The 23,833-nt window shown below is 72.0% G+C and carries 22 protein-coding genes and 6 tRNA genes; 15 read left to right on the forward strand and 13 right to left on the reverse strand.

Annotation, left to right across the window (positions count from 1 at the left end; all coding sequences use genetic code 11):
• Positions 1 to 97: 97 nt before the first annotated feature.
• A tRNA-Asp gene (locus tag AB8735_RS18580) sits at positions 98 to 172 on the forward strand.
• A gap of 251 nt (positions 173 to 423) precedes the next feature.
• On the forward strand, positions 424 to 627 hold the full coding sequence (locus AB8735_RS18585) for a DUF6274 family protein (RefSeq protein ID WP_344018659.1): 204 nt from the start codon (positions 424 to 426) through the stop codon (positions 625 to 627).
• Between the two features lie 549 nt (positions 628 to 1,176).
• On the opposite strand, the gene bldC is transcribed toward AB8735_RS18585, so the two are convergent.
• Complete coding sequence (gene bldC / locus AB8735_RS18590; protein ID WP_003980577.1) at positions 1,177 to 1,383, reverse strand: developmental transcriptional regulator BldC; 207 nt, start codon at positions 1,381 to 1,383, stop codon at positions 1,177 to 1,179.
• A 486-nt stretch (positions 1,384 to 1,869) separates the two neighbouring features.
• Positions 1,870 to 2,706 (reverse strand): hypothetical protein, encoded by an 837-nt coding sequence (locus tag AB8735_RS18595; protein ID WP_344018656.1) that lies wholly within the window; start codon positions 2,704 to 2,706, stop codon positions 1,870 to 1,872.
• Between the two features lie 212 nt (positions 2,707 to 2,918).
• On the opposite strand from AB8735_RS18595, the gene AB8735_RS18600 reads away from it, so the two are divergent.
• Together AB8735_RS18600 and AB8735_RS18605 are read left to right on the forward strand one after the other, a co-directional pair.
• Positions 2,919 to 4,046 carry a Leu/Phe/Val dehydrogenase gene (locus AB8735_RS18600; RefSeq protein ID WP_372408507.1) on the forward strand — a complete coding sequence of 376 codons (1,128 nt, stop codon included), beginning with the start codon at positions 2,919 to 2,921 and terminating at the stop codon, positions 4,044 to 4,046.
• A 372-nt stretch (positions 4,047 to 4,418) separates the two neighbouring features.
• On the forward strand, positions 4,419 to 4,676 hold the full coding sequence (locus AB8735_RS18605) for a DUF3073 domain-containing protein (protein WP_344018652.1): 258 nt from the start codon (positions 4,419 to 4,421) through the stop codon (positions 4,674 to 4,676).
• Between the two features lie 107 nt (positions 4,677 to 4,783).
• Here the strand turns inward: AB8735_RS18605 and purM are convergent, their stop codons facing one another.
• From purM to AB8735_RS18625, 4 genes are all read right to left on the reverse strand, one after another.
• Positions 4,784 to 5,881, reverse strand: a complete 1,098-nt coding sequence (gene purM / locus AB8735_RS18610; RefSeq protein ID WP_372408509.1) for a phosphoribosylformylglycinamidine cyclo-ligase — start codon at positions 5,879 to 5,881, stop codon at positions 4,784 to 4,786.
• A 25-nt stretch (positions 5,882 to 5,906) separates the two neighbouring features.
• Positions 5,907 to 7,424: an amidophosphoribosyltransferase gene (gene purF / locus AB8735_RS18615; RefSeq protein ID WP_372408511.1), complete on the reverse strand. Its 1,518-nt coding sequence runs from the start codon at positions 7,422 to 7,424 to the stop codon at positions 5,907 to 5,909.
• Between the two features lie 104 nt (positions 7,425 to 7,528).
• Complete coding sequence (locus tag AB8735_RS18620; protein ID WP_372408512.1) at positions 7,529 to 8,344, reverse strand: sterol carrier family protein; 816 nt, start codon at positions 8,342 to 8,344, stop codon at positions 7,529 to 7,531.
• Between the two features lie 60 nt (positions 8,345 to 8,404).
• Positions 8,405 to 9,046, reverse strand: coding sequence for a TetR/AcrR family transcriptional regulator (locus tag AB8735_RS18625; protein WP_344018642.1), 642 nt, complete (start codon positions 9,044 to 9,046; stop codon positions 8,405 to 8,407).
• Positions 9,047 to 9,125: 79 nt separating this feature from the next.
• Between AB8735_RS18625 and AB8735_RS18630 the strand changes: the two genes are divergently transcribed.
• Entirely contained in the window at positions 9,126 to 10,658 is a 1,533-nt protein-coding gene (locus tag AB8735_RS18630; RefSeq protein ID WP_372408514.1) for an MFS transporter, read from the forward strand.
• A 165-nt stretch (positions 10,659 to 10,823) separates the two neighbouring features.
• Here the strand turns inward: AB8735_RS18630 and purL are convergent, their stop codons facing one another.
• From purL to purS, 3 genes are read right to left on the reverse strand one after another with little or no spacing between them, the layout of a single operon-like run.
• Entirely contained in the window at positions 10,824 to 13,073 is a 2,250-nt protein-coding gene (gene purL / locus AB8735_RS18635; RefSeq protein ID WP_372408515.1) for a phosphoribosylformylglycinamidine synthase subunit PurL, read from the reverse strand.
• Positions 13,070 to 13,753, reverse strand: coding sequence for a phosphoribosylformylglycinamidine synthase subunit PurQ (gene purQ / locus AB8735_RS18640; RefSeq protein ID WP_344018636.1), 684 nt, complete (start codon positions 13,751 to 13,753; stop codon positions 13,070 to 13,072). The genes purL and purQ overlap by 4 nt, the downstream gene beginning before the upstream one ends.
• Complete coding sequence (gene purS / locus AB8735_RS18645) at positions 13,750 to 14,037, reverse strand: phosphoribosylformylglycinamidine synthase subunit PurS (RefSeq protein ID WP_344018633.1); 288 nt, start codon at positions 14,035 to 14,037, stop codon at positions 13,750 to 13,752. Before purS ends, purQ begins: the two co-directional genes overlap by 4 nt.
• A 329-nt stretch (positions 14,038 to 14,366) precedes the next feature.
• Here purS and AB8735_RS18650 point away from each other — a divergent pair, with 329 nt between their 5' ends.
• From AB8735_RS18650 to AB8735_RS18695, 10 genes are all read left to right on the forward strand, one after another.
• On the forward strand, positions 14,367 to 14,684 hold the full coding sequence (locus AB8735_RS18650) for an Lsr2 family protein (protein WP_049719212.1): 318 nt from the start codon (positions 14,367 to 14,369) through the stop codon (positions 14,682 to 14,684).
• 196 nt (positions 14,685 to 14,880) lie between these two features.
• A tRNA-Gly gene (locus tag AB8735_RS18655) sits at positions 14,881 to 14,952 on the forward strand.
• A 43-nt stretch (positions 14,953 to 14,995) separates the two neighbouring features.
• Positions 14,996 to 15,067 (forward strand) — tRNA-Gly (locus AB8735_RS18660).
• A gap of 43 nt (positions 15,068 to 15,110) precedes the next feature.
• Positions 15,111 to 15,182: transfer RNA gene (locus AB8735_RS18665), tRNA-Gly, on the forward strand.
• A 72-nt stretch (positions 15,183 to 15,254) separates the two neighbouring features.
• Positions 15,255 to 15,330, forward strand: a tRNA-Gly gene (locus tag AB8735_RS18670).
• Between the two features lie 199 nt (positions 15,331 to 15,529).
• Complete coding sequence (locus AB8735_RS18675; RefSeq protein WP_344018628.1) at positions 15,530 to 16,495, forward strand: ABC transporter ATP-binding protein; 966 nt, start codon at positions 15,530 to 15,532, stop codon at positions 16,493 to 16,495.
• A complete protein-coding gene (locus AB8735_RS18680) occupies positions 16,492 to 17,262 on the forward strand; it encodes an ABC transporter permease (protein ID WP_372408518.1) in 771 nt (256 codons plus the stop codon). Before AB8735_RS18675 ends, AB8735_RS18680 begins: the two co-directional genes overlap by 4 nt.
• Before the next feature lie 13 nt (positions 17,263 to 17,275).
• Entirely contained in the window at positions 17,276 to 18,577 is a 1,302-nt protein-coding gene (locus AB8735_RS18685; RefSeq protein ID WP_372408520.1) for a sensor histidine kinase, read from the forward strand.
• Positions 18,574 to 19,179, forward strand: coding sequence for a response regulator transcription factor (locus tag AB8735_RS18690; RefSeq protein ID WP_372408522.1), 606 nt, complete (start codon positions 18,574 to 18,576; stop codon positions 19,177 to 19,179). The genes AB8735_RS18685 and AB8735_RS18690 overlap by 4 nt, the downstream gene beginning before the upstream one ends.
• A gap of 35 nt (positions 19,180 to 19,214) precedes the next feature.
• A tRNA-Gly gene (locus AB8735_RS18695) sits at positions 19,215 to 19,290 on the forward strand.
• Positions 19,291 to 19,331: 41 nt separating this feature from the next.
• On the opposite strand, the gene AB8735_RS18700 is transcribed toward AB8735_RS18695, so the two are convergent.
• The 4 genes from AB8735_RS18700 to AB8735_RS18715 form a co-directional block, all read right to left on the reverse strand.
• Complete coding sequence (locus AB8735_RS18700; RefSeq protein WP_344018620.1) at positions 19,332 to 20,735, reverse strand: HAMP domain-containing sensor histidine kinase; 1,404 nt, start codon at positions 20,733 to 20,735, stop codon at positions 19,332 to 19,334.
• Positions 20,732 to 21,439, reverse strand: coding sequence for a response regulator transcription factor (locus AB8735_RS18705; protein WP_372408523.1), 708 nt, complete (start codon positions 21,437 to 21,439; stop codon positions 20,732 to 20,734). The genes AB8735_RS18700 and AB8735_RS18705 overlap by 4 nt, the downstream gene beginning before the upstream one ends.
• 33 nt (positions 21,440 to 21,472) lie before the next feature.
• Positions 21,473 to 22,372 (reverse strand): phosphoribosylaminoimidazolesuccinocarboxamide synthase, encoded by a 900-nt coding sequence (locus AB8735_RS18710; RefSeq protein ID WP_372408524.1) that lies wholly within the window; start codon positions 22,370 to 22,372, stop codon positions 21,473 to 21,475.
• Positions 22,373 to 22,440: 68 nt separating this feature from the next.
• Positions 22,441 to 23,814 carry a N,N-dimethylformamidase beta subunit family domain-containing protein gene (locus tag AB8735_RS18715; protein WP_372408525.1) on the reverse strand — a complete coding sequence of 458 codons (1,374 nt, stop codon included), beginning with the start codon at positions 23,812 to 23,814 and terminating at the stop codon, positions 22,441 to 22,443.
• Between the last annotated feature and the right edge of the window lie 19 nt (positions 23,815 to 23,833).

Raw genomic sequence — 23,833 nt, forward strand, 5'->3', positions numbered from 1 at the left:
CGCGGGTCGCGGGGTGCGGCGGCGGCCGAGTTCGACCGCACCCCCTGACCTGCTGTACAGTCATGCACGCAGCACCGCGAGAGCGGGAAAGCAGCAAGGTCCTGTGGAGCAGTTTGGAGTGCTCGCCACCCTGTCAAGGTGGAGGCCGCGGGTTCAAATCCCGTCAGGACCGCATAGAGATGGAGGCCCGCGCACCGCAAGGTGCGCGGGCCTCTTCGCTTGCCCGGCAGCACCCGGAGGCCGCGTCCATGGCGGAGCCGCCATCGGGCACAGCGCATCCCGTCGGGGTCACGGCCGCCGTTCCGGCAAATCCCGCCGCCCCCGCGCCCGTTGCGGGTCCGGGTTCCCGAGGAGGGGCTTTCGCGCCATGCCTTGACGACGACACGTGCCAGGGGTACCCAGTCAGTGGGAGGTGCGCGCCCGATGACCACAACGACCCGGACCGGGGGTTCCCGGCACGAGACCGGAGCCCTGCTGCGTGCCCACCTCTCGGCCGCCGTCGGCCATGGGCATCTGACCCGCCACTGCGCGGTCTGCCACCGGCTGCTGCGGCTGGCCCTGGGCCCCGGCGCCGACGGGGGCGCAGCGGGGCGCACCGGCCGCGACGAGGGCCCCGCCGCGTGGTGAGGCGCCCCGGCGGCGGCGCACCGAGGCGCCCAACGACGGTGCGCGCCAGGGCAGTCGGCCCGGCGCCGGGGGAACCGACGGGTCGGTCCGCTTCCTTATCGCGCCGACACGGTGGGTGACAAGCACACCGCGTTGTGACGGGAGTCACCGAAAGAGTTACGAAGAAGGCGGAACTCACCCCCCGCTCACCACCGGTCAATTTAATATGTGCAATTGCACCGCCCCCTCAACCACCCGCGAAAGGCACCGGCCTGACCGGAATCTCCCCTTCCGCGACCACTCCGGGACCGCCCCGCCGGCGGTGCGCGAAGGAATGCCCGGACCCCCACGACCGCAAAGCGGACAGAACACGGGCGCAACAGGAGCACAAAAAAGACCGCGCTGGACCCGGCGGAGTCCAGCGCGGTCGACGACTACACCCGATTCCCGGGCGTGGACTCCCGTTGGGGGCGGGTGTCCGTCGCGGCACTGCCTGGTGGAGCTCGATGGAGCTGAGGGTGGGCGGTCAACGGGTTGGGGGCCCCGGAAAACGCCCGGTCACGCGGTTGATCAGGACTCGCTGCGCTGCTGCGGGATACCCGCCAGCAGCGCCCGGACCTCCGCCTCGCGGTAACGGCGGTGCCCTCCGAGCGTGCGGATGGACGTGAGCTTGCCTGCCTTGGCCCACCGCGTGACCGTCTTCGGGTCCACGCGGAACATCGTGGCAACCTCAGCCGGGGTCAGCAGCGGCTCGGCATCAGGGGTGCGAGCGGTCATGAGCGGCCTCCTCGGGAGAACCGAGTTCAGGATCGGTTCTTTCCTCTAAATTCTGCACCTTGACCCACGTTGCCCGAAATGGCAGACGCAGGCCGAGTCGGTTATAGGACGAACGGCTTGTCCTCGGCACTACAACTACACCATCTGTCCAGCCACGTCGGCCAAACCGATGGAATTGCCCTCTCAGGTGTTCAACCTCGACGGAAGCCGATGGACCATGCCATAGCGGACAGTCACGCCACCGTGACGATCAGTCACAGCGGGATCAGGGGTCATCAGACCCGCCAAGGAGTGCAATACCGATCAATCCACCCTTACTCGGACGGAAGGAGTCCTTCCCGGACTCCTTGTCCTATTTTGCCACGAGGGTGGGCGATGGGCGCAAGAGCTGACGTTAGTGCGCTAGATCACGATTGTGGCAATTGGCCGGATCAGGACCTAGGTCCTGACCGTCCGAAAAGCCCGCACCCGCCCGCCAGTTGACCGTCAGTTGGCGAACTGACGGTCGCGCACCGTCCGCCAACGCTCCGTCAGCCGCTCGTACGCCGCACCCGCCCGCGCACCGTCCCCGGCCCGCAGCGCGGCCAGCCCCTCCGCGATGTCGGCGGCGGAGCGGTCGTCCGCCAGCCGTGCCTCCGGAACCATATGCACCAGACCGCCGTAGTCCAGCTCCACCAGGGAGCGGGGATGGAACTCTTCCAGCCACCGCCCGACGTCCACCAGCCCGTCGATCAGCGGCCCCTCCTCGATGGCGTCCCGCAGCGTACGCAGCCCCCGCGCCACCCGGCGCCGGGCCTCGACCATGGGGGTGCGGTACCGCAGCACCGGCACCTCGCCGGCCCGGCCGTAGTCCCGCTCGCCGTCGGAGAAGAGGACGAACCAGCGCAGCGGCACCTGCCAGGTCGCCGTCCGGATCCAGGGGCGGGCGTCGGGGTTGCCCTCCAGCCAGCGCGCGTAGTCCGCCTCCGCCTGGCGCCGCACCACCGGCGGCAGCACCGCGTCGAGGACGGGGGCGGGGAAGCGCTCGGAGAGCTCCTCCAGGGCCAGCCAGCCGCGCAGCCGGGTGCGCCAGGGGCAGACGCAGACCACGCCGTCCACGACGGCGACGAAGGCGTCCCGGCTCTCGTGGACCGGCACGGGCACGGGCGGGGTCGGCAGCAAGTCGGCCAGCGAGCGCCGCAGTTCGTCCTGGGCGGTGGGCAGCGCGTCGCGCCGCGCGTATTTCTCCCAGCGCCGCCGCTCCGCCCGGGGGAAGGCGCTGAGCGGCTCGTAGACCCTCAGATACGCCGCGTACGGGACGGTCACCGACGTCGCCAGACCCACGCTCGCTCCCTCAAGCAGCAGGAACCCCCCGGGGGCCACGCGGAGCGCGCGGGCCTCCCGTACTGACCGAATCGTCCCACGGCACGACAGCCCGGGAGAGTGATCCTCGGCACCGCACCGGTACGAGGGCCCCACAGGGCCTACTCTCGTGCCAACCGGGCCCTCCTCCACCCCCGGAGGGCGACCACCGCGAGACATATGGAGTCACCACCGTGACTGACGTACGTCCCACCACCGAAGCCGAGGGCGTGCTGCACACCCTCTTCCGCTCGGACCTCGGCGGTCATGAGCAGGTCGTGCTCTGCCAGGACCGCGAGACCGGCCTCCGGGCCGTCATCGCCATCCACAACACCGCCCTCGGCCCCGCCCTCGGCGGCACCCGCTTCCATCAGTACGCCTCCGACGAGGAGGCGGTGCTCGACGCGCTCAACCTCTCCCGCGGCATGTCGTACAAGAACGCCCTCGCCGGACTCGACCACGGCGGCGGAAAAGCCGTGATCATCGGCGATCCGGAGACGATAAAGACCGAGCAACTCCTGCTCGCCTACGGCCGGTTCCTGGCCTCCCTCGGCGGCCGTTATGTCACCGCGTGCGATGTCGGCACGTACGTGCGGGACATGGACGTCATCGCCCGGGAGTGCCGCTGGACCACCGGCCGCTCGCCGGAGAACGGCGGCGCCGGCGACTCCTCGGTGCTCACCGCCTTCGGCGTCTTCCAGGGCATGCGCGCCGCGGCGAAGACCCAGTGGGGCGAGCCGACGCTGCGCGGCCGCCGGGTCGGCGTCGCGGGCGTCGGCAAGGTCGGCCACTACCTGGTGGAGCACCTCGTCGAGGACGGCGCCCAGGTCGTGGTCACCGATGTGCGCGCGGACGCGGTCGAGCGCATCACCGCCCGCCACCCGCAGGTCACGGCGGTGGCCGACACGGCCGCGCTGGTCCGCACCCCGCTGGACGTCTACGCCCCGTGCGCCCTCGGCGGCGCGCTGGACGACGCGACCGTGGCGGCCCTCACCGCGACCGTCGTCTGCGGCGCGGCCAACAACCAGCTCGCCCACCCGGGCGTCGAGAAGGACCTCGCCGACCGCGGCATCCTCTACGCGCCGGACTACGTGGTGAACGCCGGCGGAGTGATCCAGGTGGCCGACGAGCTGCGCGGCTTCGACTTCGACCGCGCCAAGGCCAAGGCGACCAAGATCTACGACACGACGCTGGCCATATTCGAGCGCGCCCGGGCGGACGGCATCCCGCCGGCCGCGGCCGCCGACCGGCTCGCCGAGCAGCGCATGGCGGAGGCCCGGGCACCGCGCACCGCCGAGGTCCCGCGCCAGGCCCGCCCCTAGGCGGTGTCCGAGGGACGCCCGTGACGCACGGGAAACCTTCCGGCACAACGGGCCCGCTCTGGTGGTCGGGGTCCGCACAGCGGTCCCGACAGACCGCCCGCCGGGGGAAGGCAAGGGAGAGATCCCTCACCACCCCTCGGCGGGTCGCCGCGCGGATCGGGTTAAAATCGCAGCTGACCAGCGAGGACGGGGCACCTCGCGGGTTGTGCTCCGTGGCACGTCATGCGGGCGACGTACCGTATGGCCGCGGAAGCAGGTACCGTGGAAGTCCTACAGACCGGATCCCTCTGCGGGGATCCGCTCTGACTCATGACAGTGAACGCGTGTCAAGACTCTGGGGCCGTCGAGCCCCGTAATTGAGGGGGTCGAGCCATGGGGCGCGGCCGGGCCAAGGCCAAGCAGACAAAGGTCGCCCGCCAGCTGAAGTACAACAGCGGTGGGACCGACCTCTCACGCCTGGCTGACGAGCTGGGCGCATCGCCGGCGATCAAGCAGCCGCCGGAGGTTGAGCCGCTCGAGGAAGAGCTGGACGACGACCCGTACGCCCAGTACGCGGCGCGTTACAACCAGGACGACGACGAGGACGAGCAGCAGCCGTCCGGTCAGTCCGCCTACCGTCGCCGCGCTTGACGCGATAGCTTTCTCCGACCCGGTCCGGGGCCTCGCCCCGGACCGGGTTCTGTGCTGTCCGGGCCGCCCGGGACCGATGGCCCCGGACGGCCCGCAGGCCACACCGGTCAGCTCGCGTAGTCACCGTTCAGGACCACCGCGTCGGTGCGGCCGGCGCGCTCGGTGATCTCTCCCGCGACCCAGGCGTCCACACCGCGGTCGGCGCAGGTGGCGAGGGCCACGTCGACGGATTCCCGCGGGACGACGGCGACCATGCCGACGCCCATGTTGAGCGTCTTCTCCAGCTCCAGCCGCTCGACCCCGCCCGCCTCGCCGACCAGCGAGAACACCGCGCCCGGCGTCCAGGTCGAGCGGTCGATCGCCGCGTGCAGGTGGTCCGGGACCACCCGGGCGAGGTTGTTGGCGAGCCCGCCGCCGGTGATGTGCGAGAAGGCGTGCACCTCGGTGGTGCGGGTGAGGGCCAGACAGTCGAGCGAGTAGATCCGCGTCGGCTCCAGCAGCTCCTCGCCGAGGGTGCGGCCGAACTCCGGGACCTCGCGGTCCAGCTCCCAGCCTGCCCGGTCGAAGAGCACGTGGCGGACCAGCGAGTACCCGTTCGAGTGAAGTCCGGACGACGCCATCGCGATGACGACGTCGCCCTTGCGGATGAGATCGGCGCCCAGCACCCGGTCGGCCTCGACCACGCCGGTGCCGGCACCGGCCACGTCGAACTCGTCAGCGCCGAGCAGCCCGGGGTGCTCGGCGGTCTCGCCGCCGACCAGCGCGCAGCCCGCGAGAGTGCATCCCTCGGCGATGCCCTTGACGATCGCGGCGACCCGCTCGGGGACCACCTTGCCGACGCAGATGTAGTCGGTCATGAACAGCGGCTCGGCACCGCAGACCACCAGGTCGTCGACGACCATGCCGACGAGGTCGTGGCCGATGGTGTCGTAGACGCCCATGCGGCGGGCGATGTCCACCTTGGTGCCGACGCCGTCGGTGGCGGAGGCGAGCAGCGGGCGCTCGTACCGCTTGAGGGCACTGGCGTCGAAGAGGCCGGCGAAGCCGCCGAGGCCGCCGACGACCTCGGGGCGGGTGGCCTTCTTCACCCATTGCTTCATCAGTTCGACGGCGCGGTCGCCCGCCTCGATGTCGACGCCCGCGCTTGCGTAGCTGGCACCGGTGCCCGCGTGCGGAGCACGCTCCGAAGATGCTGCGGAAGTCATGTTCCTGAGATCTTTCGTGTCGTTCTTACGGGCGGCGCAGGGCGTCCGCGGCGTCGGGGCCGCCTGCGAGCTCGGTCTCCAGCAGATGCTTGCCGAGCAGCTCGGGGTCGGGCAGCTCCATCGGGTACTCGCCGTCGAAGCAGGCGCGGCAGAGGTTCGGCTTGGCGATGGTGGTCGCCTCGATCATGCCGTCGATGGAGATGTAGGCGAGGGAGTCGGCGCCCAGGGACTTGCCGATCTCCTCCACCGTCATGCCGTTGGCGATCAGCTCGGCACGGGTGGCGAAATCTATGCCGAAGAAGCACGGCCACTTGATCGGCGGCGAGGAGATCCGGATGTGGACCTCGGCGGCGCCGGCCTCGCGCAGCATCCGCACCAGGGCGCGCTGGGTGTTGCCGCGGACGATGGAGTCGTCCACGACCACCAGGCGCTTGCCGCGGATGACCTCCTTCAGCGGGTTGAGCTTGAGCCGGATGCCGAGCTGGCGGATGGTCTGGCTCGGCTGGATGAACGTCCGGCCGACGTAGCTGTTCTTGACCAGGCCGGAGCTGTACGGGATCCCGCTGGCCTCGGCGTACCCGACGGCGGCCGGGGTGCCGGACTCCGGGGTCGCTATCACCAGGTCGGCCTCGGCCGGGGCCTCCTTGGCCAGACGGCGGCCCATCTCGACGCGGGAGAGGTAGACGTTGCGGCCCGCGATGTCGGTGTCGGGGCGGGCGAGGTAGACGTACTCGAAGACGCAGCCCTTGGGCCGGGCCTCGGCGAAGCGGCTGCTGCGCACGCCCTGCTCGTCGATGGCGATCAGCTCGCCGGGCTCCACCTCGCGGACGAACGACGCCCCGACGATGTCGAGGGCGGCGGTCTCGGAGGCGAACACCCAGCCGCGCTCCAGGCGGCCCAGCACGAGCGGGCGGATGCCCTGCGGGTCGCGTGCGGCGTACAGGGTGTGCTCGTCCATGAAGACGAGCGAGAAGGCGCCCTTGACGTCCGGGAGGACCTTGGCGGCCGACTCCTCGACGGTCAGCGGCTTGCCGTCGTCGTCGGTCTGGCCCGCGAGGAGGGCGGTGACCAGGTCGGTGTCGTTGGTCGCCGCGACCTGGGTGGCCCGGCCGCCGTCGCGCGGCAGCGCGGCCACCATCTCGGCCAGCTCGGCCGTGTTGACCAGGTTGCCGTTGTGCCCGAGGGCTATGGAGCCGTGGGCGGTCGCCCGGAAGGTGGGCTGGGCGTTCTCCCACACCGAGGCCCCGGTGGTGGAGTAGCGGGCATGGCCCACGGCGATATGGCCGGTGAGCGAGCCTAGGGAGGTCTCGTCGAAGACCTGGGACACGAGGCCCATGTCCTTGAAGACCAGGATCTGGGAGCCGTTGCTCACCGCGATGCCCGCGGACTCCTGTCCACGGTGCTGCAGCGCATACAGCCCGAAATAGGTGAGTTTGGCGACCTCTTCGCCGGGAGCCCAGACACCGAAGACGCCGCAAGCGTCCTGGGGGCCCTTCTCGCCGGGGAGCAGGTCGTGGTTGAGTCGTCCATCACCACGAGGCACACCTCGAGTCTATGGCAGCAACGTGGTTCATCCGAACCGGGGACGACCGGGGATGTCTCACACCACGCACAGCCACACCACGCGTACAGCGGATGAGCGTCCGCTCAACTGAGCAAGGGAAGTTGTGCGGACAGGTCCGCGCGTTCGCCGCTCGCACTGACCAGCGCGTTCTCGACCGCGGCGGCCCAGTCGAGGCGGCCCGTGGCCAGCCGGATCCAGGTCAGCGGGTCGGTCTCGACGACGTTGGGCGGGGTGCCGCGGGTATGCCGGGGGCCCGCCACGCACTGGACGACGGCGAACGGCGGGATCCGCACCTCCACCGAACCGCCGGGGGCCCTGGCGGCCAGCGCGTCGGCGAGCAGCCGGGTGACGGCCGCGAGGGCCTGCCGGTCGTGGGCGACCGCGACGCCGGTGGCGGCGGCGAGGTCGTCGGCGTGGACGACGGCCTCCAGGAGGCGGGTCACCAGGAAGTCGGCGACGGTCATGGGGCCGAAGCGGCTGGTGATCACAGTGCCGGAATCGGTCGTGGACGCTTCGATCAGCCGGTCCGCGGCGGTGCCCAACCGCTCGGCGACGGCGCGGGGTTCCGCACCGGCGGCCAGGCCGGCGGCCTCCTCGTCCACGGCAGCGGCGGCCGTGCCGAGGAGGGGGAGGTAACTCCGCAGGTCGACGCGTTCGGCGGCGGGGTCCGGGGCGGGTTCGGCGAGATATCCGGGGAGACGCCCGAGAACGGCCGTGAGGTGGACGACGAGCTCGCGGACGGTCCAGTCGCCGAGACGGGTCGGCGTGTCGAGGGCGCCGGGCTCGTCGCACACCGCCTCCACCGCGGCCCGCACGGCCCGGAGTTCGCCCTCCAGGGCGGTGCGGATCTTGACGGGGTCGAAGACACGGGGGCGCGGTGTGCGGGGGGCGGGGCTCATGGGGCGAGCGTAGCTCCGGGCGTACGGGACGGGCGCCGGCGTACGGACGGGCGCCGCCCGTCACTTCGTCCCGTAATCCCCCAGCCCGAACTCGACCGTGCCGAAGGCCCGCTCGGCCAGCGCCTTCGCGTCGGCCGCGATGTCCGCCGCCCGCTCCCCCGCCAGCAACCGCTGGTGGTTGTGCGTCAGGAGCGCGGAGCGGACGCCCATGAGCTGGGCCGCCACGACCCGCGCCAGGGGCTCCTCCCCCGGGGCCGCCTCCTCGGCCAGCACCTGTGCGAGGCGCTGCGTGCCGAGGTAGACCAGCTCCTGGGCCCGGGCCAGCAGCGACGGCGTCTCGGCGACCAGCCGGCGCACCCGCAGCACGTAGGAGTGGTCGTTCATCCCCACCGACGCGTCGAACGCGTCGACCGCCGCCAGGAATTGGCGGCGCACCGCGGCGACCACGGACTCTCCCGGCGCCCGCTCCCGCACGGCCCGCGCCACGTCGTCGACGTGCTCGCGCATCGGGCCGAGGACCAAGTCCTCCTTGGTGCCGCAGTAGTTGAAGACCGTCATCTTGGACACGTCCGCCGCGGCGGCGATCTCGGCGACGGAGACCTTGTCGAAGCCGCGCTCCAGGAAGAGTTCGGCGGCGACCTTCCACAGCCTGCGGCGGGTCTCGGTCTTCTTGCGCTCGCGCAGCCCCGGCTCCTCGCTCATGCCATGACTGTACCAAGATGAAATTTGATCCCGGATAAAGAATTGACTCGGTACACGTTTGTGCTTCAAGGTTGCCCCCATGACCGCACCGCTGTCCTCCGGCAAGCGAAAAGCCGGCTTCGCCCTCTGTCTCGCGACGATGCTGCTGGCCGTCCTCGACCAGAACATCGTTTCGGCCGTCACCGTCCCGATCGTCGAGGACCTCGACCCCGCCCACGGCATCGACCGCATCTCCTGGCTCATCAGTGCCTTCGCCCTCGCCTCCACCGCCGTGCTGCCGCTCTACGGCAAGCTCTGCGACACGCTCGGGGCCAAGCGGGTCTTCCTGGGCGCGGTCGCGGTCTTCCTCGTCGGCTCCGCGCTGTGCGGCGCCGCCGGTTCCATGGACCAGCTCATCGCCTTCCGCGCCGTCCAAGGCATCGGTGGCGGCGGGCTGATGAGCGGCACGATGGTCGTCATAGCCCAGCTCAAGGAGCCGGTGGAGAAGGGCGGGGGCAAGGGATCCGCCGTCGGCGGGCTCGTCGCCGGCACCGGTATGGCCCTCGGCCCGCTCCTCGGCGCCTTCCTCTCCGACCACGCCGACTGGCGCTGGATCTTCTACGTCAACCTGCCCATCGGGCTTGCGGTACTCATCGGCGGCGCGTTCGTCCTCGACCTGCCCCACCACGGCGTACGGCACCGCATCGACTTCCTCGGGGCCGCCCTCGCCGCGGCGTTCTCCACCACGTTGCTGCTGGTCGCCGAGTGGGGCGGCCGCGACCACGGCTGGGGCTCGCCGGTGATCCTGGGCCTGCTGGGCGGTTCGGCGGCCCTGCTCGCCCTCTTCCTGTGGCGCCAGGCCACCGCGGCCGAACCGGTGCTTCCGCTCTCGCTGTTCCGCAATCCCGTGCTGCGCGTCGGCTTCGCGGTGCAGGGGCTCGTCGGGCTCGCACTGATCGGCGCGATCGTCTACGTGATGCTCTACCTGCAGGTGGCCCGGGGCATCGCGCCCACCTCGGCGAGCCTGTTCATGCTCCCGATGGCGCTCGGCATGGCGGGCGCGGGGCTGGTCACCACCCGGCTCGGGGCCTCCCCGAAGACGTCCGTGATCAGCGGCGCGCTCTGCGCGGGCGCGGCCATGGGGCTGTTGGCGCTGACGGACGTGGATACGGACCTATGGGTCGTCCGGGGCGAAATGCTGCTGCTGGGAGCCGGATTCGGGCAACTGCTGGGGCAGTTGATCGTGCTGGTGCAGCAGGCGGCACCACGGCATCAGCTCGGAGTCGCGACGACGGGCGTCCGCTTCTTCCAGACGCTGGGGACGTCGCTGGGGTCGGCGCTGTTCGGGACGGTGCTGGCGCGGGTGTACGCGGCGGAGGGGCCGGGCGGGTCGGCGAGCGGGATCGCGTCGCTCCGGGGGGCCGAACGGGCCGACGCGGTCGGGGCGTTCGTCACGTCCGTGGACACGGTGTTCGCCGTCGCGGCGGGGGTGGTGGGGGTGGCGTTGCTGCTGGCGTTGCGGCTGCGGGTGCCGGCCGTGGCTCCGGCCGTGGCGGAGGAGAGCCCCGGCCCCGCCCTCTCACCGTCTCTTCCGGGGCAGGCCCCGGCACCCGGACACGGCTCCGCCGCGTAACCGGGGCTCCGCCCCTGGACCCCGAAGCACCCTTCGGGTGCTGTCCTCAAACGCCGGACGGGCTGAATCAGCCCGTCCGGCGTTTGAGGACGAACGCGGCGGAGCCGCGAAACGGGGTCCGGGGCGGGGCCCCGGTTACGGGAAGGGGCGGGGTGGGGGAAATCCCTACCCGAACAGCGCCGGGATCGTCGCCTCGTAGGCGTCCCGCACCTCCGCCAGCGGCAGGCTGAACTGCCCCTGGACGTCGACGGATTCGCCGTCCACCACACCGATCCGCGTCGCGGGAAGCCCCCGCGCCCCGCACATGTCCGTGAAGCGGAGCTCCTCGCTGCGCGGGACCGCGACGACCGCCCGGCCCGCCGACTCGGAGAAGAGGAGGACGAACGGGTCCAGACCGTCGGGGACGACGATGCGGGCGCCGTTGCCGCCCCGCAGGCACGACTCGACGACCGCCTGGATCAGACCGCCGTCCGACAGGTCGTGCGCCGCGTCGATCATGCCGTCGCGCGAGCCCGAGATGAGGATCTCGCCCAGCAGCTTCTCGCGGTCGAGGTCCACGGCCGGCGGCAGACCGCCGAGGTGGTCGTGGATCACCTGCGACCAGGCCGAGCCGCCGAGTTCCTCGCGCGTGTCGCCCAGCAGGTAGAGCAGCTGGCCCTGCTCCGCGAACGCCATCGGCGTACGGCGGTTGACGTCGTCGATGACGCCCAGCACGGCGACCACCGGCGTCGGGTGGATGGCGGTGTCGCCGGTCTGGTTGTAGAGCGAGACGTTGCCGCCGGTGACCGGGGTGCCCAGGGCCAGGCAGCCGTCGGCCAGACCCCGCGTGGCCTCGGCGAACTGCCACATGACGGCCGGGTCCTCGGGCGAGCCGAAGTTGAGGCAGTTGGAGATGGCCAGCGGGCGGGCGCCGGTGGCGGCCACGTTGCGGTACGACTCGGCGAGCGCCAACTGCGCGCCCGCGTACGGGTCGAGCTTGGCGTAGCGGCCGTTGCCGTCGGTGGCGACGGCGACGCCGAGGTTCGTCTCCTCGTCGATGCGCACCATGCCGGAGTCCTCCGGCTGCGCCAGCACCGTGTTGCCCTGCACGAAGCGGTCGTACTGGCTGGTGATCCAGGACTTGGACGCCTGGTTCGGGGACGCGACCAGCCTGAGGACCTGCTCGCGCAGCTCCTCCCCGGTCGCCGGGCGCGGCAGCTTCGCCGCGTCGTCGGCCTGGAGGGCGTCCTGCCACTCGGGACGGGCGTACGGACGCTCGTACACCGGGCCCTCGTGGGCGACGGTGCGCGGCGGCACGTCCACGATCTGCTCGCCGTGCCAGAAGATCTCCAGCCGCTCGCCGTCGGTGACCTCACCGATGACGGTGGCGATGACGTCCCACTTCTCGCAGATCTCCAGGAAGCGGTCGACCTTGTCCGGCTCGACGATCGCGCACATGCGCTCCTGCGACTCGCTCATGAGGATCTCCTCGGGCGAGAGGGTCGCGTCGCGCAGCGAAACGGTGTCGAGCTCGACGCGCATGCCGCCGGAACCGGCGGAGGCGAGCTCGCTGGTGGCGCAGGACAGGCCCGCGCCGCCGAGGTCCTGGATGCCCTCGACCAGGTGCTCGCGGAAGACCTCCAGGGTGCACTCGATGAGGAGCTTCTCCTGGAAGGGGTCGCCGACCTGGACGGCGGGGCGCTTGGCCGGGCCTGTGGAGTCGAAGGTCTCCGACGCCAGGACGGAGACGCCGCCGATGCCGTCGCCGCCGGTGCGGGCGCCGTAGAGGATGACCTTGTTGCCGGCCCCGGAGGCCTTGGCGAGGTGGATGTCCTCGTGCTTCATCACGCCCACGCAGAGCGCGTTGACCAGCGGGTTGCCCTGGTAGCAGGGGTCGAAGACGACCTCGCCGCCGATGTTGGGCAGGCCCAGGCAGTTGCCGTAGCCGCCGATGCCCGAGACGACGCCGGGCAGCACCCGCTTGGTGTCGGGGTGATCGGCCGCGCCGAACCGCAGCGGGTCCATCACGGCGACCGGGCGGGCGCCCATGGCGAGGATGTCGCGGACGATGCCGCCGATGCCGGTGGCCGCGCCCTGGTAGGGCTCGATGTACGAGGGGTGGTTGTGCGACTCGACCTTGAAGGTGACCGCATAGCCCTGGCCCGCGTCCACGACGCCGGCGTTCTCGCCGATGCCGACGAGGAGGGCGTCGTTGGCCGGAGCCTTCTCGCCGAACTGGCGGAGGTGGACCTTGCTGCTCTTGTAGGAGCAGTGCTCGGACCACATCACCGAGTACATGGCGAGTTCGGCGCCGGTGGGCCGGCGGCCGAGGATGGTGCGGACGCGCTCGTACTCGTCCTGCTTCAGGCCGAGTTCGGCCCACGGCTGCGGGGCGTCGGGGGTCTCGGCGGCGTGCTTGACGGTGTCGAGAGTCATGATGCCTTGACCAGCTTCTTGAGGATCGACGTGAAGAACCCGAGGCCGTCCGTGCGGCCCGTGCCGACCAACGGCTCGACCGCGTGCTCGGGATGCGGCATCAGCCCGACGACGTTCCCGGCGGCGTTGGTGATGCCGGCGATGTCGCGGAGCGAGCCGTTGGGGTTGCCGTCGAGGTAGCGGAAGGCGACCCGGCCCTCGGCCTCCAGCTCGTCCAGCGTGCGCTCGTCGGCCACATAGCGGCCGTCGATGTTCTTGAGCGGGACGGAGATCTCCTGGCCCGCCTCGTAGTCGGCCGTCCAGGCGGTGTCCGCGTTCTCCACGCGGAGCTTCTGGTCGCGGCAGATGAAGTGCAGGTGGTTGTTGCGGAGCATCGCGCCGGGCAGGAGGTGCGTCTCGGTGAGCACCTGGAAGCCGTTGCAGATGCCGAGGACGGGCATTCCCTCCCTCGCCCGCTCGACGACCGTCTCCATCACCGGCGAGAAGCGGGAGATGGCGCCCGCCCGCAAATAGTCGCCGTAGGAGAAGCCACCGGGCAGGACCACGGCGTCGACCTGTTTGAGGTCCTTGTCGCGGTGCCAGAGCGGCACCGCCTCCAGGCCGGCGATGCGGACGGCGCGCTGGGTGTCGCGGTCGTCGAGCGTGCCGGGGAAAGTGATGACCCCTACGCGTGCCGTCACGACCCGGCCCCGGTCTCGGTCCCGGCCTCGGTTCCGGTCCCGTTTTCGACCCGGACGGTGAAGTCCTCGATCACGGTGTTGGCGAGAAACGTTTCCGCCATCTCGTGGATGCGGGCGAGGGCGGCCTCGTCGACCGGCCCCTCCACCTCGAGTTCAAAGCGCTTGCCCTGACGGACGTCGGCGATCCCCTTGAAGCCCAGGCGTGGCAGCGCGCGCTGCACCGCCTGCCCCTGCGGGTCGAGGATCTCCGGCTTGAGCATGACGTCGACTACGACGCGTGCCACTGGCACTCCCGGTGTGTGGTGCGTGAGCTGAAGCGGTGCCGCCAGCGTACCGCCCCAAAAAATCTACGCGGGTAGATATCGGAGGGCCTCCGACGCCTTTACCGACGGTCACCGGGGCGCCACCGCGAGAAAAAATCCCGGAAAAATACCGGAAGGACACACGGTTCCCATTGCAAACCGGCACGCCGACGGAATTAACTGGGCTGCACCGGGCAATGCCCTTTGTTGCAGATCCTGCCGCAGAGCCGGAAATACATTGCCGGAGAACCATCTAGACCCATGCATCACCGCAGGTCAGACGCGGTGGTACAGGCTGAAAGGACCATTCCGTGGCGCAGCGTGTGGTAGTGACGCTCTTCGATGACATCGACGGAGGAGAGGCCGCGGAGACCGTCACCTTCGGCATCGACGGCAAGTCGTACGAGATCGACCTCAACACTGCCAATGCGAAGAAACTCCGACTCGCACTGGAGCCTTACCTGGACGCGGGCCGCAAGCGCGCCCGTTCCGGCAAGGCGTACCGCCGCACCTCCGTCGCCCCGGACCCGGCGGCGGTGCGCGCGTGGGCCCGGTCGAACGGCATGGAGGTGCCGCCCCGGGGCCGGATCCCCAAGAAGGTGTACGAGGCGTTCAACGCGGCGAACTGACGACAACGCCCCCGGGGAGCGGGCCCGCCGCCCGACCCCGGGGGCACTCTTGTCCGCCTTTGCACAGCCCTGTCCGCAACCGTCCCCGAGGCCGACTGCCCTTCGGGGAACCGGATTTGCATCGCCCCCCACATGATCCGCTAGAGTCTGGATCACGCCGAGGGGCGAGGCCGGAAGGCCGGACTCCCCGGAACGCGCGGGTGTAGCTCAGTAGTAGAGCGCCCCCTTTCCAAGGGGGAGGCGCAGTGTGCGATTCCTGTCACCCGCTCTGACCGTTCGACCGATCACGCTTGTGGTCGGGAGGATGGCGCGCGGGTGTAGCTCAGTAGTAGAGCGCCCTCTTTCCAAGAGGGAGGCGCAGTGTGCGATTCCTGTCACCCGCTCTGACCGTTCAAACGGCCACTCCTGTGGTCCGAAGGACGGCATGCGGGTGTAGCTCAGTAGTAGAGCGCCCCCTTTCCAAGGGGGAGGCGCAGTGTGCGATTCCTGTCACCCGCTCTCATCGCTTACCGACCACTCCGGTGGATCAGGTAGAGTGGTGCACGCACCGCACGGAAGCGCGGAGCGAATGCGGACGTAGCTCAGTTGGTAGAGCGCAACCTTGCCAAGGTTGAGGTCGCGAGTTCGAGCCTCGTCGTCCGCTCCAGAACGAAGGCCCCGGTCATCAGACCGGGGCCTTCGGCGTTCCTATGGCGTTCCCGCGGCGTTTCCTTCCTCCGCCCTTCCCCTCCCCCCTCCCCTCTTCCCCTCCATCGCCCCTTCCTCCGGCCTCACATGACGTTTGTCAGCGGAAGTCATGACGGGCCGCACTGCACTCTCCTCCCGGTCGCCGGGACGCTGGAGTCATGAACACCGGGGAGAGTGTGATCGAGGTCTCACGGCTGCGGCGGAGGTACGGACCGGCCGGCGCGGCCGGCTTCGACGCCGTGCGGGAGATCAGCTTCGACGTGCGGCGCGGGGAGTTGTTCGCGCTGCTGGGGACGAACGGGGCGGGGAAGACCTCCACCGTCGAGCTGTTGGAGGGCCTCGCTCCGCCGACCGGCGGCCGGGTCCGGGTCTTCGGCCGTGATCCGTACGGCGAACGGGCCGTGGTGCGGCCCCGGATAGGGGTGATGCTCCAGGAGGGCGGCTTCCCGTCCGGGCTCACGGCGGCCGAGACGGCGACGATGTGGGCCGGGTGCACCACGGGGGCGCGCCCCGTCGGCGAGGCGCTGGAGCTCGTGGGGCTCGACGGGCGGCGGGACGTCCGCGTCAAGCAGCTCTCCGGAGGCGAGCGGCGCCGGCTCGATCTGGCGCTCGCCCTGCTGGGCCGGCCCGAGGTGCTGTTCCTGGACGAGCCGACGACCGGTCTCGATCCCCAGGCCCGCCACCTCACCTGGGAGTTGGTGCGCGAGCTCCGCGACGGGGGGACGACCGTGGTGCTCACCACGCACTATCTGGAGGAGGCCGAGGCCCTGGCCGACCGCCTGGCGATCATGAGCGAGGGCCGGATAGCGGCCGAGGGCACGCCCGGTGAGGTCATCGCCGGGCGGCCGTCCCGCATCCGTTTCGCGATGCCGCCGGGCTGGTTCGTCGGGGACCTGCCGCCGCTGGCCGAGCTGGGTGTCCTGCGCCACTCCGAACTCCCGGGCGCCGGCGGGCAGGTGGAGCTCAGGACGCGGGAGCTGCAGCGCACGCTCACCGGACTCCTGCTGTGGGCCCGGGAAACGGGCGTCGAGCTGGAGGGGCTGGACGCCCGGACCGCCTCGCTGGAGGAGGCCTTCCTGGCGATAGCGGGCGCGGGCAGCGCCCGGGAAGAGGCGGACGCATGACGGCCCTGACGCGGATGCTGGCCCTCGGCCGCGCCGAGCTGACCCTGCTCGGGCGCAACCGTCTCGCCCTCTATACGGCGCTGTTGATGCCCCCGGTGATGGCCTGGGCCCTGCGGAACGGCATCGGCGGCATAGACGGGCTCGACCTCGACAAGGCCGGGATGTCCCTCGACGAGATGGCCATGACGGCCGGCTTCGGTTTCGTCCTGCTCTTCGTCGTCCACCAGAACCTCGTCAGCGCCTATGTGGCGCGGCGCGAGGAGCTGGTCCTCAAGCGGCTGCGCAGTGGGGAGGCGCGGGATCCGGAGATCCTCGCGGGGACGGCGCTGCCCGCCGTGCTGATATCCGTGGCGCAGTGCGCGCTGCTGGCCGTCGTGGGGGTGACCCGGCTGGGGATACGGGCCCCGGCCCGGCCCGATCTGGTGTCGGCCGGGCTGGTCCTGGGCATCGTGGTGTGCGCGACACTGGCCGCGGCGACGTCCGCCTGGGCGCGGTCCGTCGAGAGCGCCCAGTTGGTGACGCTGCCGCTGTTCCTCGTCTCGTTCATGGGTTCGGGGATGGCCGTTCCGCTGGAGCTCCTGCCCGGCCCGGTGGCCTCGGTGTGCGAGCTGCTGCCGCTCAGCCCGGCCGTGGCGCTGCTGCGCGGCGGATGGCTCGGCGGGATGGGCGCCTACGAGGCGGTGGGGCAGATGATGACCGCCTTGGCCTGGACGGGGGTGGCCGTGTTTGCTGTGAACCGATGGTTCCGCTGGGAGCCGCGGCGTTGAGACGGGGGAGGACATGGGGGTACCGGCACGGCTGACGGGCTGGCGGGGGCGGAGCAGGATCGCCCAGGTGGACAGCTATATGCGCTGGACGCTGTATCTGCTGCCGTTCGTCTTTCCTCTCAGCGCCGCCCCCACTCTGCTGGGCGAAACCGGTGGGGGCCGGGGTCTGTCGCAGTTGCTGTCGGTGCTGAGCCTCGGGCAGTGCGTGCTGGGGGTGGGCCTGCTCCGGCGTTCTCTGGAGCACTACCGGCTGAAACGGCCGGCCCCCTGGCGGCGCATCGTCCTCGCCGGGGTGCTGCAGATGGTCACCCTGGCGGTGCTGGTCGTCCTGGTGCAGGGCGACGGGATCACCCACGCCACCGCGCGGGGCACCGCGCTCCTGTCCGGGGGGCTGACGTTCTTCGGGGCGCTGAGCCTGCTGGCCGCGCGGGTGCGGACCTATCTGCTGTGGTGCCTGGTGGGCGGGCCCTTGGCGGGCCTGGCCGTCCTGCCGCTCGGGGGCCGGGCGGCGGGGGCGGTGGTCGTCGCCTTCATGATCTGGTTCCTCGCGCTGTGGAGCCTGTCCACGGTGCGGACCACGGGCTGGGTGCTCGCGGTGATGTGGGAGGCGGAGGCGGCCCGGGCCGTGCAGGCGCGGCTGGCCGTCGCGGAGGAGCGGCTGCGCTTCTCGCGGGACGTGCACGATGTGCTCGGCCGCAATCTCACGGTGATCGCCCTCAAGAGCGAGCTCGCCGGGCAGCTGGCCCGGCGGGGGTCGCCCGCCGCGGTGGAGCAGATGGCCGAGGTGCAGCGCATAGCGCGGGATTCGCAGCGGGACATGCGCGAGGTGGTGCGCGGCTACCGCGAGGCGGACCTGCCGACGGAACTGGCCGGGGCGCGCGGGGTGCTGGGCGCCGCGGGGATCGTCTGCCGGGTCGACGACACTGTGCGCGAGGAGCTGCCGCCCGCGGTGCGGTCGGTGCTCGCCTGGACGGTCCGGGAGGGGACGACGAATGTGCTGCGGCACGCGGAGGCCGGCCGGTGCGCCATCCGGCTGCGCACGGCGGACGGCCGGGTGGAGCTGATCATGGAGAACGACGGGGTGGGCGGCGCGGCGCCGAAGTCCGGCGCCGACGGCCATGGCAGCTCCGGCGGTTCCGGTCTCACGGGGCTGGGCGAACGGGCCGTCGCGCTCGGCGGGACGCTGGTGGCCGAGCGGCGGGGCAAGGGGACGTTCCGGGTGACGGTGGTGCTGCCGCTCGCGCCGGAGCGCCCGGAGCCGGACCCGGATCCCCCGGCCGTCGTCCTCACCGCGTCTCCCGGAGGAACCTCGTGATCACTCTGCTGCTCGCCGACGACGAGCACCTCATCCGTGGCGCGCTCGCCGCGCTCCTCGGGCTGGAGGACGACCTCCGTGTCGTCGCCGAGGCCGCCTCGGGGCCGGAGGCGATCGCCATGGCGCGGGCGCACCGGCCCGACGTCGCGGTGCTGGATCTTCAGATGCCGGGTGCCGACGGTGTGACGGTGGCCACAACTCTACGGGCCGAACTCCCCGGCTGCCGCACCATGATCGTGACCGGGCACGGCCGGCCCGGGCACCTCAAGCGCGCCCTGGAGGTGGGGGTGCGGGGGTTCGTCCCGAAGACCGTCTCGGCGCAGCACCTCGCCGAGATCATCCGTACCGTGCACGGCGGAAGCCGTTATGTGGACCCGGAGTTGGCCGCCGACGCGATCAGTGCGGGGGACTCCCCGCTGACCGCCCGCGAGGCCGAGCTGCTGGAGCTGGCGGAGGACGGGGCGCCCGTCGCGGAGATCGCGGAGCGGGCCCGGCTGACGGCCGGGACGGTCCGCAACTACCTCTCGGCGGCCGCCGCGAAGCTGGGTGCGGAGAACCGTCATGCGGCGGCGCGCATCGCACGCGCTCAGGGTTGGCTATAGTGGAACCCGCACCGCACGAGAGCGCGGAGCGAAATGCGGACGTAGCTCAGTTGGTAGAGCGCAACCTTGCCAAGGTTGAGGTCGCGAGTTCGAGCCTCGTCGTCCGCTCCAGAGCAAAGGCCCCGGTCATCAGACCGGGGCCTTCGGCGTTCCTATGGCGTTCCCGCGGCGTTCTGGCCGCGGTCGAAGCGGAGGCGGAAGAGGGCGCCGCCGCCTTCCGCGCGTTCCGCGGTGAGCTCCGCCCCGTGGGCGCGGGCGATCTGCCGGGCCATCGCGAGGCCGAGTCCGGAGCCGGGCAGGGCGCGGGCCTGCCGGGAGCGGTAGAAGCGGTCGAAGACGTACGGCAGGTCCTCGGCGGAGATCCCCGGGCCGTGGTCGCGGACCGTGAGGTCGAGGTGACCTGTGGTGCCGGTGCCGCTCAGCCGCACCTCGACGGCGCCGCCGGGCGGGCTGAACTTGGCCGCGTTGTCGAGCAGGTTGGCCAGCAGCCGGGCGAGGCGGGCCGGGACGCCGTCCACCGTGAGCCGGTCCGCGTCCGCCTCTTCCACCTCCAGGGCGAACGGCGTGTCCGGCCAGTGACCGCGCGCGTCGGCCGTGCAGCGTTCGGTGAGCAGGTCCAGCCGTACGGGCTCGACCAGTTGCTGCGGTTCCTCGTCACGGGCCAGCTCGATCAGGTCGTTGACCAGGCCCGTGACCTCGCGCAGCTGACGGCCCAGGGCGGTCGCGGCGCGGTCCCGCTGGGCGGGGGTGAGCCGTTCCGCCCGGGCCAGGAGTTCGGCGTTGGTGCGCAGGGCGGTGAGCGGGGTGCGCAGTTCGTGGGAGGCGTCCGCGACGAGACGGCGCTGGGCGGCGACGGCGTCCTCCAGCTCGCCCAGCATGGTGTTGAAGCTGTCCGTGAGGCGGGTGATCTCGTCCCCGCGCTCGGCCTCGTGGGGCGGCAGCTCGATGCGGTGGGCCGGGTCGCGGGTGGCGGCGATGCGCTCGGCCGTGGCGGTGAGCCGGGTCACGGGGCGCAGCGCCGTGCGGGAGGAGAAATAGCCGAGGCCGGCGGCCAGCAGCACTCCGGCGCCGCCGACCGCGCCCAGGAGCAGACCGGCCTGTTCGACGCCCTTCTCCACGGTGTCGGAGCGCACGGCGACCTGGAGGGCCCGGCCGCGGCCGAGCGGGGTGGTGTACATCCGCAGCGAGCGGCCGTCGCGGACGATGTCGCTGTAGTACGGGCCGAGGGTGCCGGACGCGACGCGGCGCGTGGCGCCGGTGACGGGCAGGACCAGCCTGCTCTGCCCGGGGGCCGCCGGATCGGCGGGGACGACCTGGGCGCAGGCGGGGGCGGCGAGCCAGGCGCACTCCGCGTAGAGCACTCCGGTGCCGTTCAGCCGGCCCTGCTGGGCGATCGCGCCGGACTGCTGCTTGAGCTGGAGGTCGAGCTGGTTCCTGATCTCGTAGCGGATGACCACATATGCGGCGGCGAGCACGCCGAGGGCGACGACGGCCACGGCGGCGGACGTGACGATCGCGAGGCGGGTGCGCAGCCGGGCCTTCACCCGGGGCCTCACCGGTCCGCCAGGCGGTAGCCGATGCCGTGCACGGTGTGCAGGAGGCGGGGGGCGCCGCCCTGTTCCAGCTTGCGGCGGAGGTAACCGATGTAGACGGAGAGGGAGTTGGACTCCGGCCCGAAGTCGGCTCCCCAGACGTGCTGCTGGATCGTTTCGCGGGGCAGGACCTGGCCGGGGTTCCGCAGGAACAGCTCCAGGAGCGTGAACTCGGTGCGGGTGAAGTCGAGATGGACACCGGCGCGGGTGCCGGTGCGGGTGACCGGGTCCACGGCGAGGTCGGCGAACGCCAACTGCTCCCCGCCGCCCTGCTGTTCCCCGGCGGGGGCCGCGCGGCGCAGGAGGGCGCGCAGCCGGGCGAGGAGTTCGTCGAGGGCGAAGGGCTTGACGAGGTAGTCGTCGGCCCCGGCGTCCAGGCCGGCGACCCGGTCGGAGACGGTGTCCCGGGCGGTGAGGACGAGCACGGGGGTGCGGTCGCCGAGCTCGCGCAGGCGGCGGCAGACCGAGAGGCCGTCGAGGACGGGCATGGCGAGATCGAGGACGAGGGCTGCGGGTTGCGGCCCGGCCGCGAGGGCTTCGAGGGCCGCGAGGCCGTCCGGGGCGGTCCGGACCTCGTAGCCCTCGACGCGAAGGCTGTCGGCGACGGCTTCCCGGACGTCGGGGTCGTCGTCGACGACGAGGATGGGGGTGGGGGCGGAGGTGGACATGCGTCCCCACTGTAGGTGGATCTTGCCGTTCCGTTACTGCCAGCGCGTCAGCGTCAGGCGTTCGTACGCCTCCACGTAGCGGGCCCGGGTCTGGGCGACGACGTCGTCCGGCAGGGGCGGCGGGGGCATGTCGCCGTGGCGGTCCCAGCCGGACGCCGGGGAGGTCAGCCAGTCGCGCACGTACTGCTTGTCGAAGGAGGGCTGCGGGCGCCCCGGGGCCCACTGGTCGACCGGCCAGAAGCGGGACGAGTCGGGGGTGAGGACCTCGTCCGCCAGCACCAGCGAACCGTCGGCCAGGCCGAACTCGAACTTTGTGTCGGCGAGGATGATGCCCCGGTCCCGCGCGATCTCCCGGGCCCGGTCGTAGACCGCGAGCGTCGCCTGCCGCAGCTCCGCCGCCGTCTCGGCGCCGACCTGCCGGGCCACCTCCTCGTACGCGACGTTCTCGTCGTGCTCGCCGACCTCCGCCTTCGTCGCGGGCGTGAAGATCGGGGAGGGCAGCTCGGAGCCGTCGGTGAGGCCCTCGGGCAGGGCGAGGCCGCAGACGGTGCGGGTCTGTTCGTACTCCGCCAGACCGGAGCCGGTCAGATAGCCGCGGGCCACGCACTCGACGGGGAGCATGTCCAGGGAGCGGCAGACCAGCGTGCGGCCCTCCCAGTCGGCGGGGGCGCCGGGCGGCAGCTCGGTGGAGAGGACGTGGTTCGGCACGAGGTCGGTGAGCCGCTCGAACCACCACAGGGACAGCCGGGTGAGGACGCGGCCCTTGTCCGGGATCTCGGTGGGCAGCACCCAGTCGTAGGCGGACATGCGGTCGCTGGCGACCATCACCAGGCGGCCGTCCCCGTCCCGGTAGAGGTCGCGGACCTTGCCCGTGTGCAGATGCACAAGGCCGGGCACCTCCACGGGTTCGGGCTTCTCGACGAATCCGGACACGCGTCCTCCTGGTGGTTTGTCCAAACGCCTCGATTCTGCCGCATGCCCGCGGCGCGTCCGGCAGAGGGTCAGGCGGGTTTGCAGATGTGGTCGAACAGGTTGGCCGTGGCGCGCTGGACACGGGCGTCCGCGTGGCCCGGCCGGTCCAGGGCGGGGGCCCAGGCCGAGGTGCCGGAGGCGAAGACCAGGGCGCCGCTCGGCGCCCGGTACAGGGATGTCTCCTGGTGGCGCCGGGCGCCCTTGGCGTCCCGGTACGGGGAGTGGGCGAGGAGGATGCGCTCGGTGTGCGCGGGCAGGGCGGTGCGCGGGTGGTAGCGGTCGGCGGCGCCCGCGACGAGGCCGGGGAGCTCCTCCCCCTCCTCGGCGCCGGTGCCCTCCCACAGCCAGTGCCGGGCGTTGCGGACGACCAGGGGGGCGGGGGCCGGGACGCGGCCCGCGTACTGGATGCCCAGCAGTTGCTGCTCGGGGGCGGTGTCGCGCCACCGCGCGGAGCGCCCGGCGCCGCGGTACTTGCGGCAGGTCAGCAGGCGGTCCGGGCCGGCCGGCGAGGGGGCCGTCTCCAGCTGCCAGTGGAGGGTGTCGGCGGCGAGGAAGACCAGGGAGGTGCCGCCGTCGCGCGCGGCCTCGGCGGCGCGCCGCAGGGGCGCGGTCCAGTACGGGGCGGGGCCGGGAAAGACCAGGCCCCGGTGGCGGGCCGGGTCCACGCGCCCCGCGTGCAGGTCCGTGGCGTGGGCGTAGCCGAGGTCGTAGCCATGGCGCTCGGCCCAGCGGATGACGTCGTAGGCGTGCCCGATGCCGGGCGGCAGGCCGGTGCCCGCGTAGGGGCGGTCGGCGCAGACGGTGACCGCGGCGTCCTCCTCGCCGAGCAGCCGGCCCTGCTCGTCCCAGGCGTGGTGCAGACCGGCGCCGGTGCGGCCGTCCTCGGGGTAGAGGTTGTGCGCCTGCCAGCTGAGGTCGGGGAGGACGAGCAGCAGGTCGGCGGGGGCCGTGTCGCGGACGGTGAACGGGACGTGGGCGCGGGCGCCGTCGTCGGTGGCCAGGACCGCGACGTAGGCGCCGGGCGGCCAGTGGGCGGGGACGGGCAGGCGCCAGGAGAGCCACCAGTGGTGGCAGGAGACGGCGCGGTCCGCGACGAGCGGCGGCGGCTGGACCATACCGGCCAGCGGCGGGCTCGCGGCCACCCTGGCGGCGCCGTGGCCCGCGTAGTGGCCGATGCGGTGGACGGTCGCGGTGAAGGGGCGCGGGGGCTCCACGGTGACGCGGAAGTCCACGGTCCCGCCGGGGAGGACGGAGGGCTGCGGGGTGAAGCCCCGGATCGGGCGGCGGACGTCGTCGACGGCGTACCAGGGGGCGGCGGCGGAGGACCGCAGCCAGGGCAGCGGGGCCGCGGGGAAGGGGTCGGTCGCGGCGTGCGCGAGCGCGCCGGATTCCCAGCCGTCCACCCTTGCCCCCTCCCCTCGC

The sequence above is a fragment of the Streptomyces luteireticuli genome (assembly GCF_041519305.1).
In the GTDB taxonomy this organism is placed as follows: domain Bacteria; phylum Actinomycetota; class Actinomycetes; order Streptomycetales; family Streptomycetaceae; genus Streptomyces; species Streptomyces luteireticuli.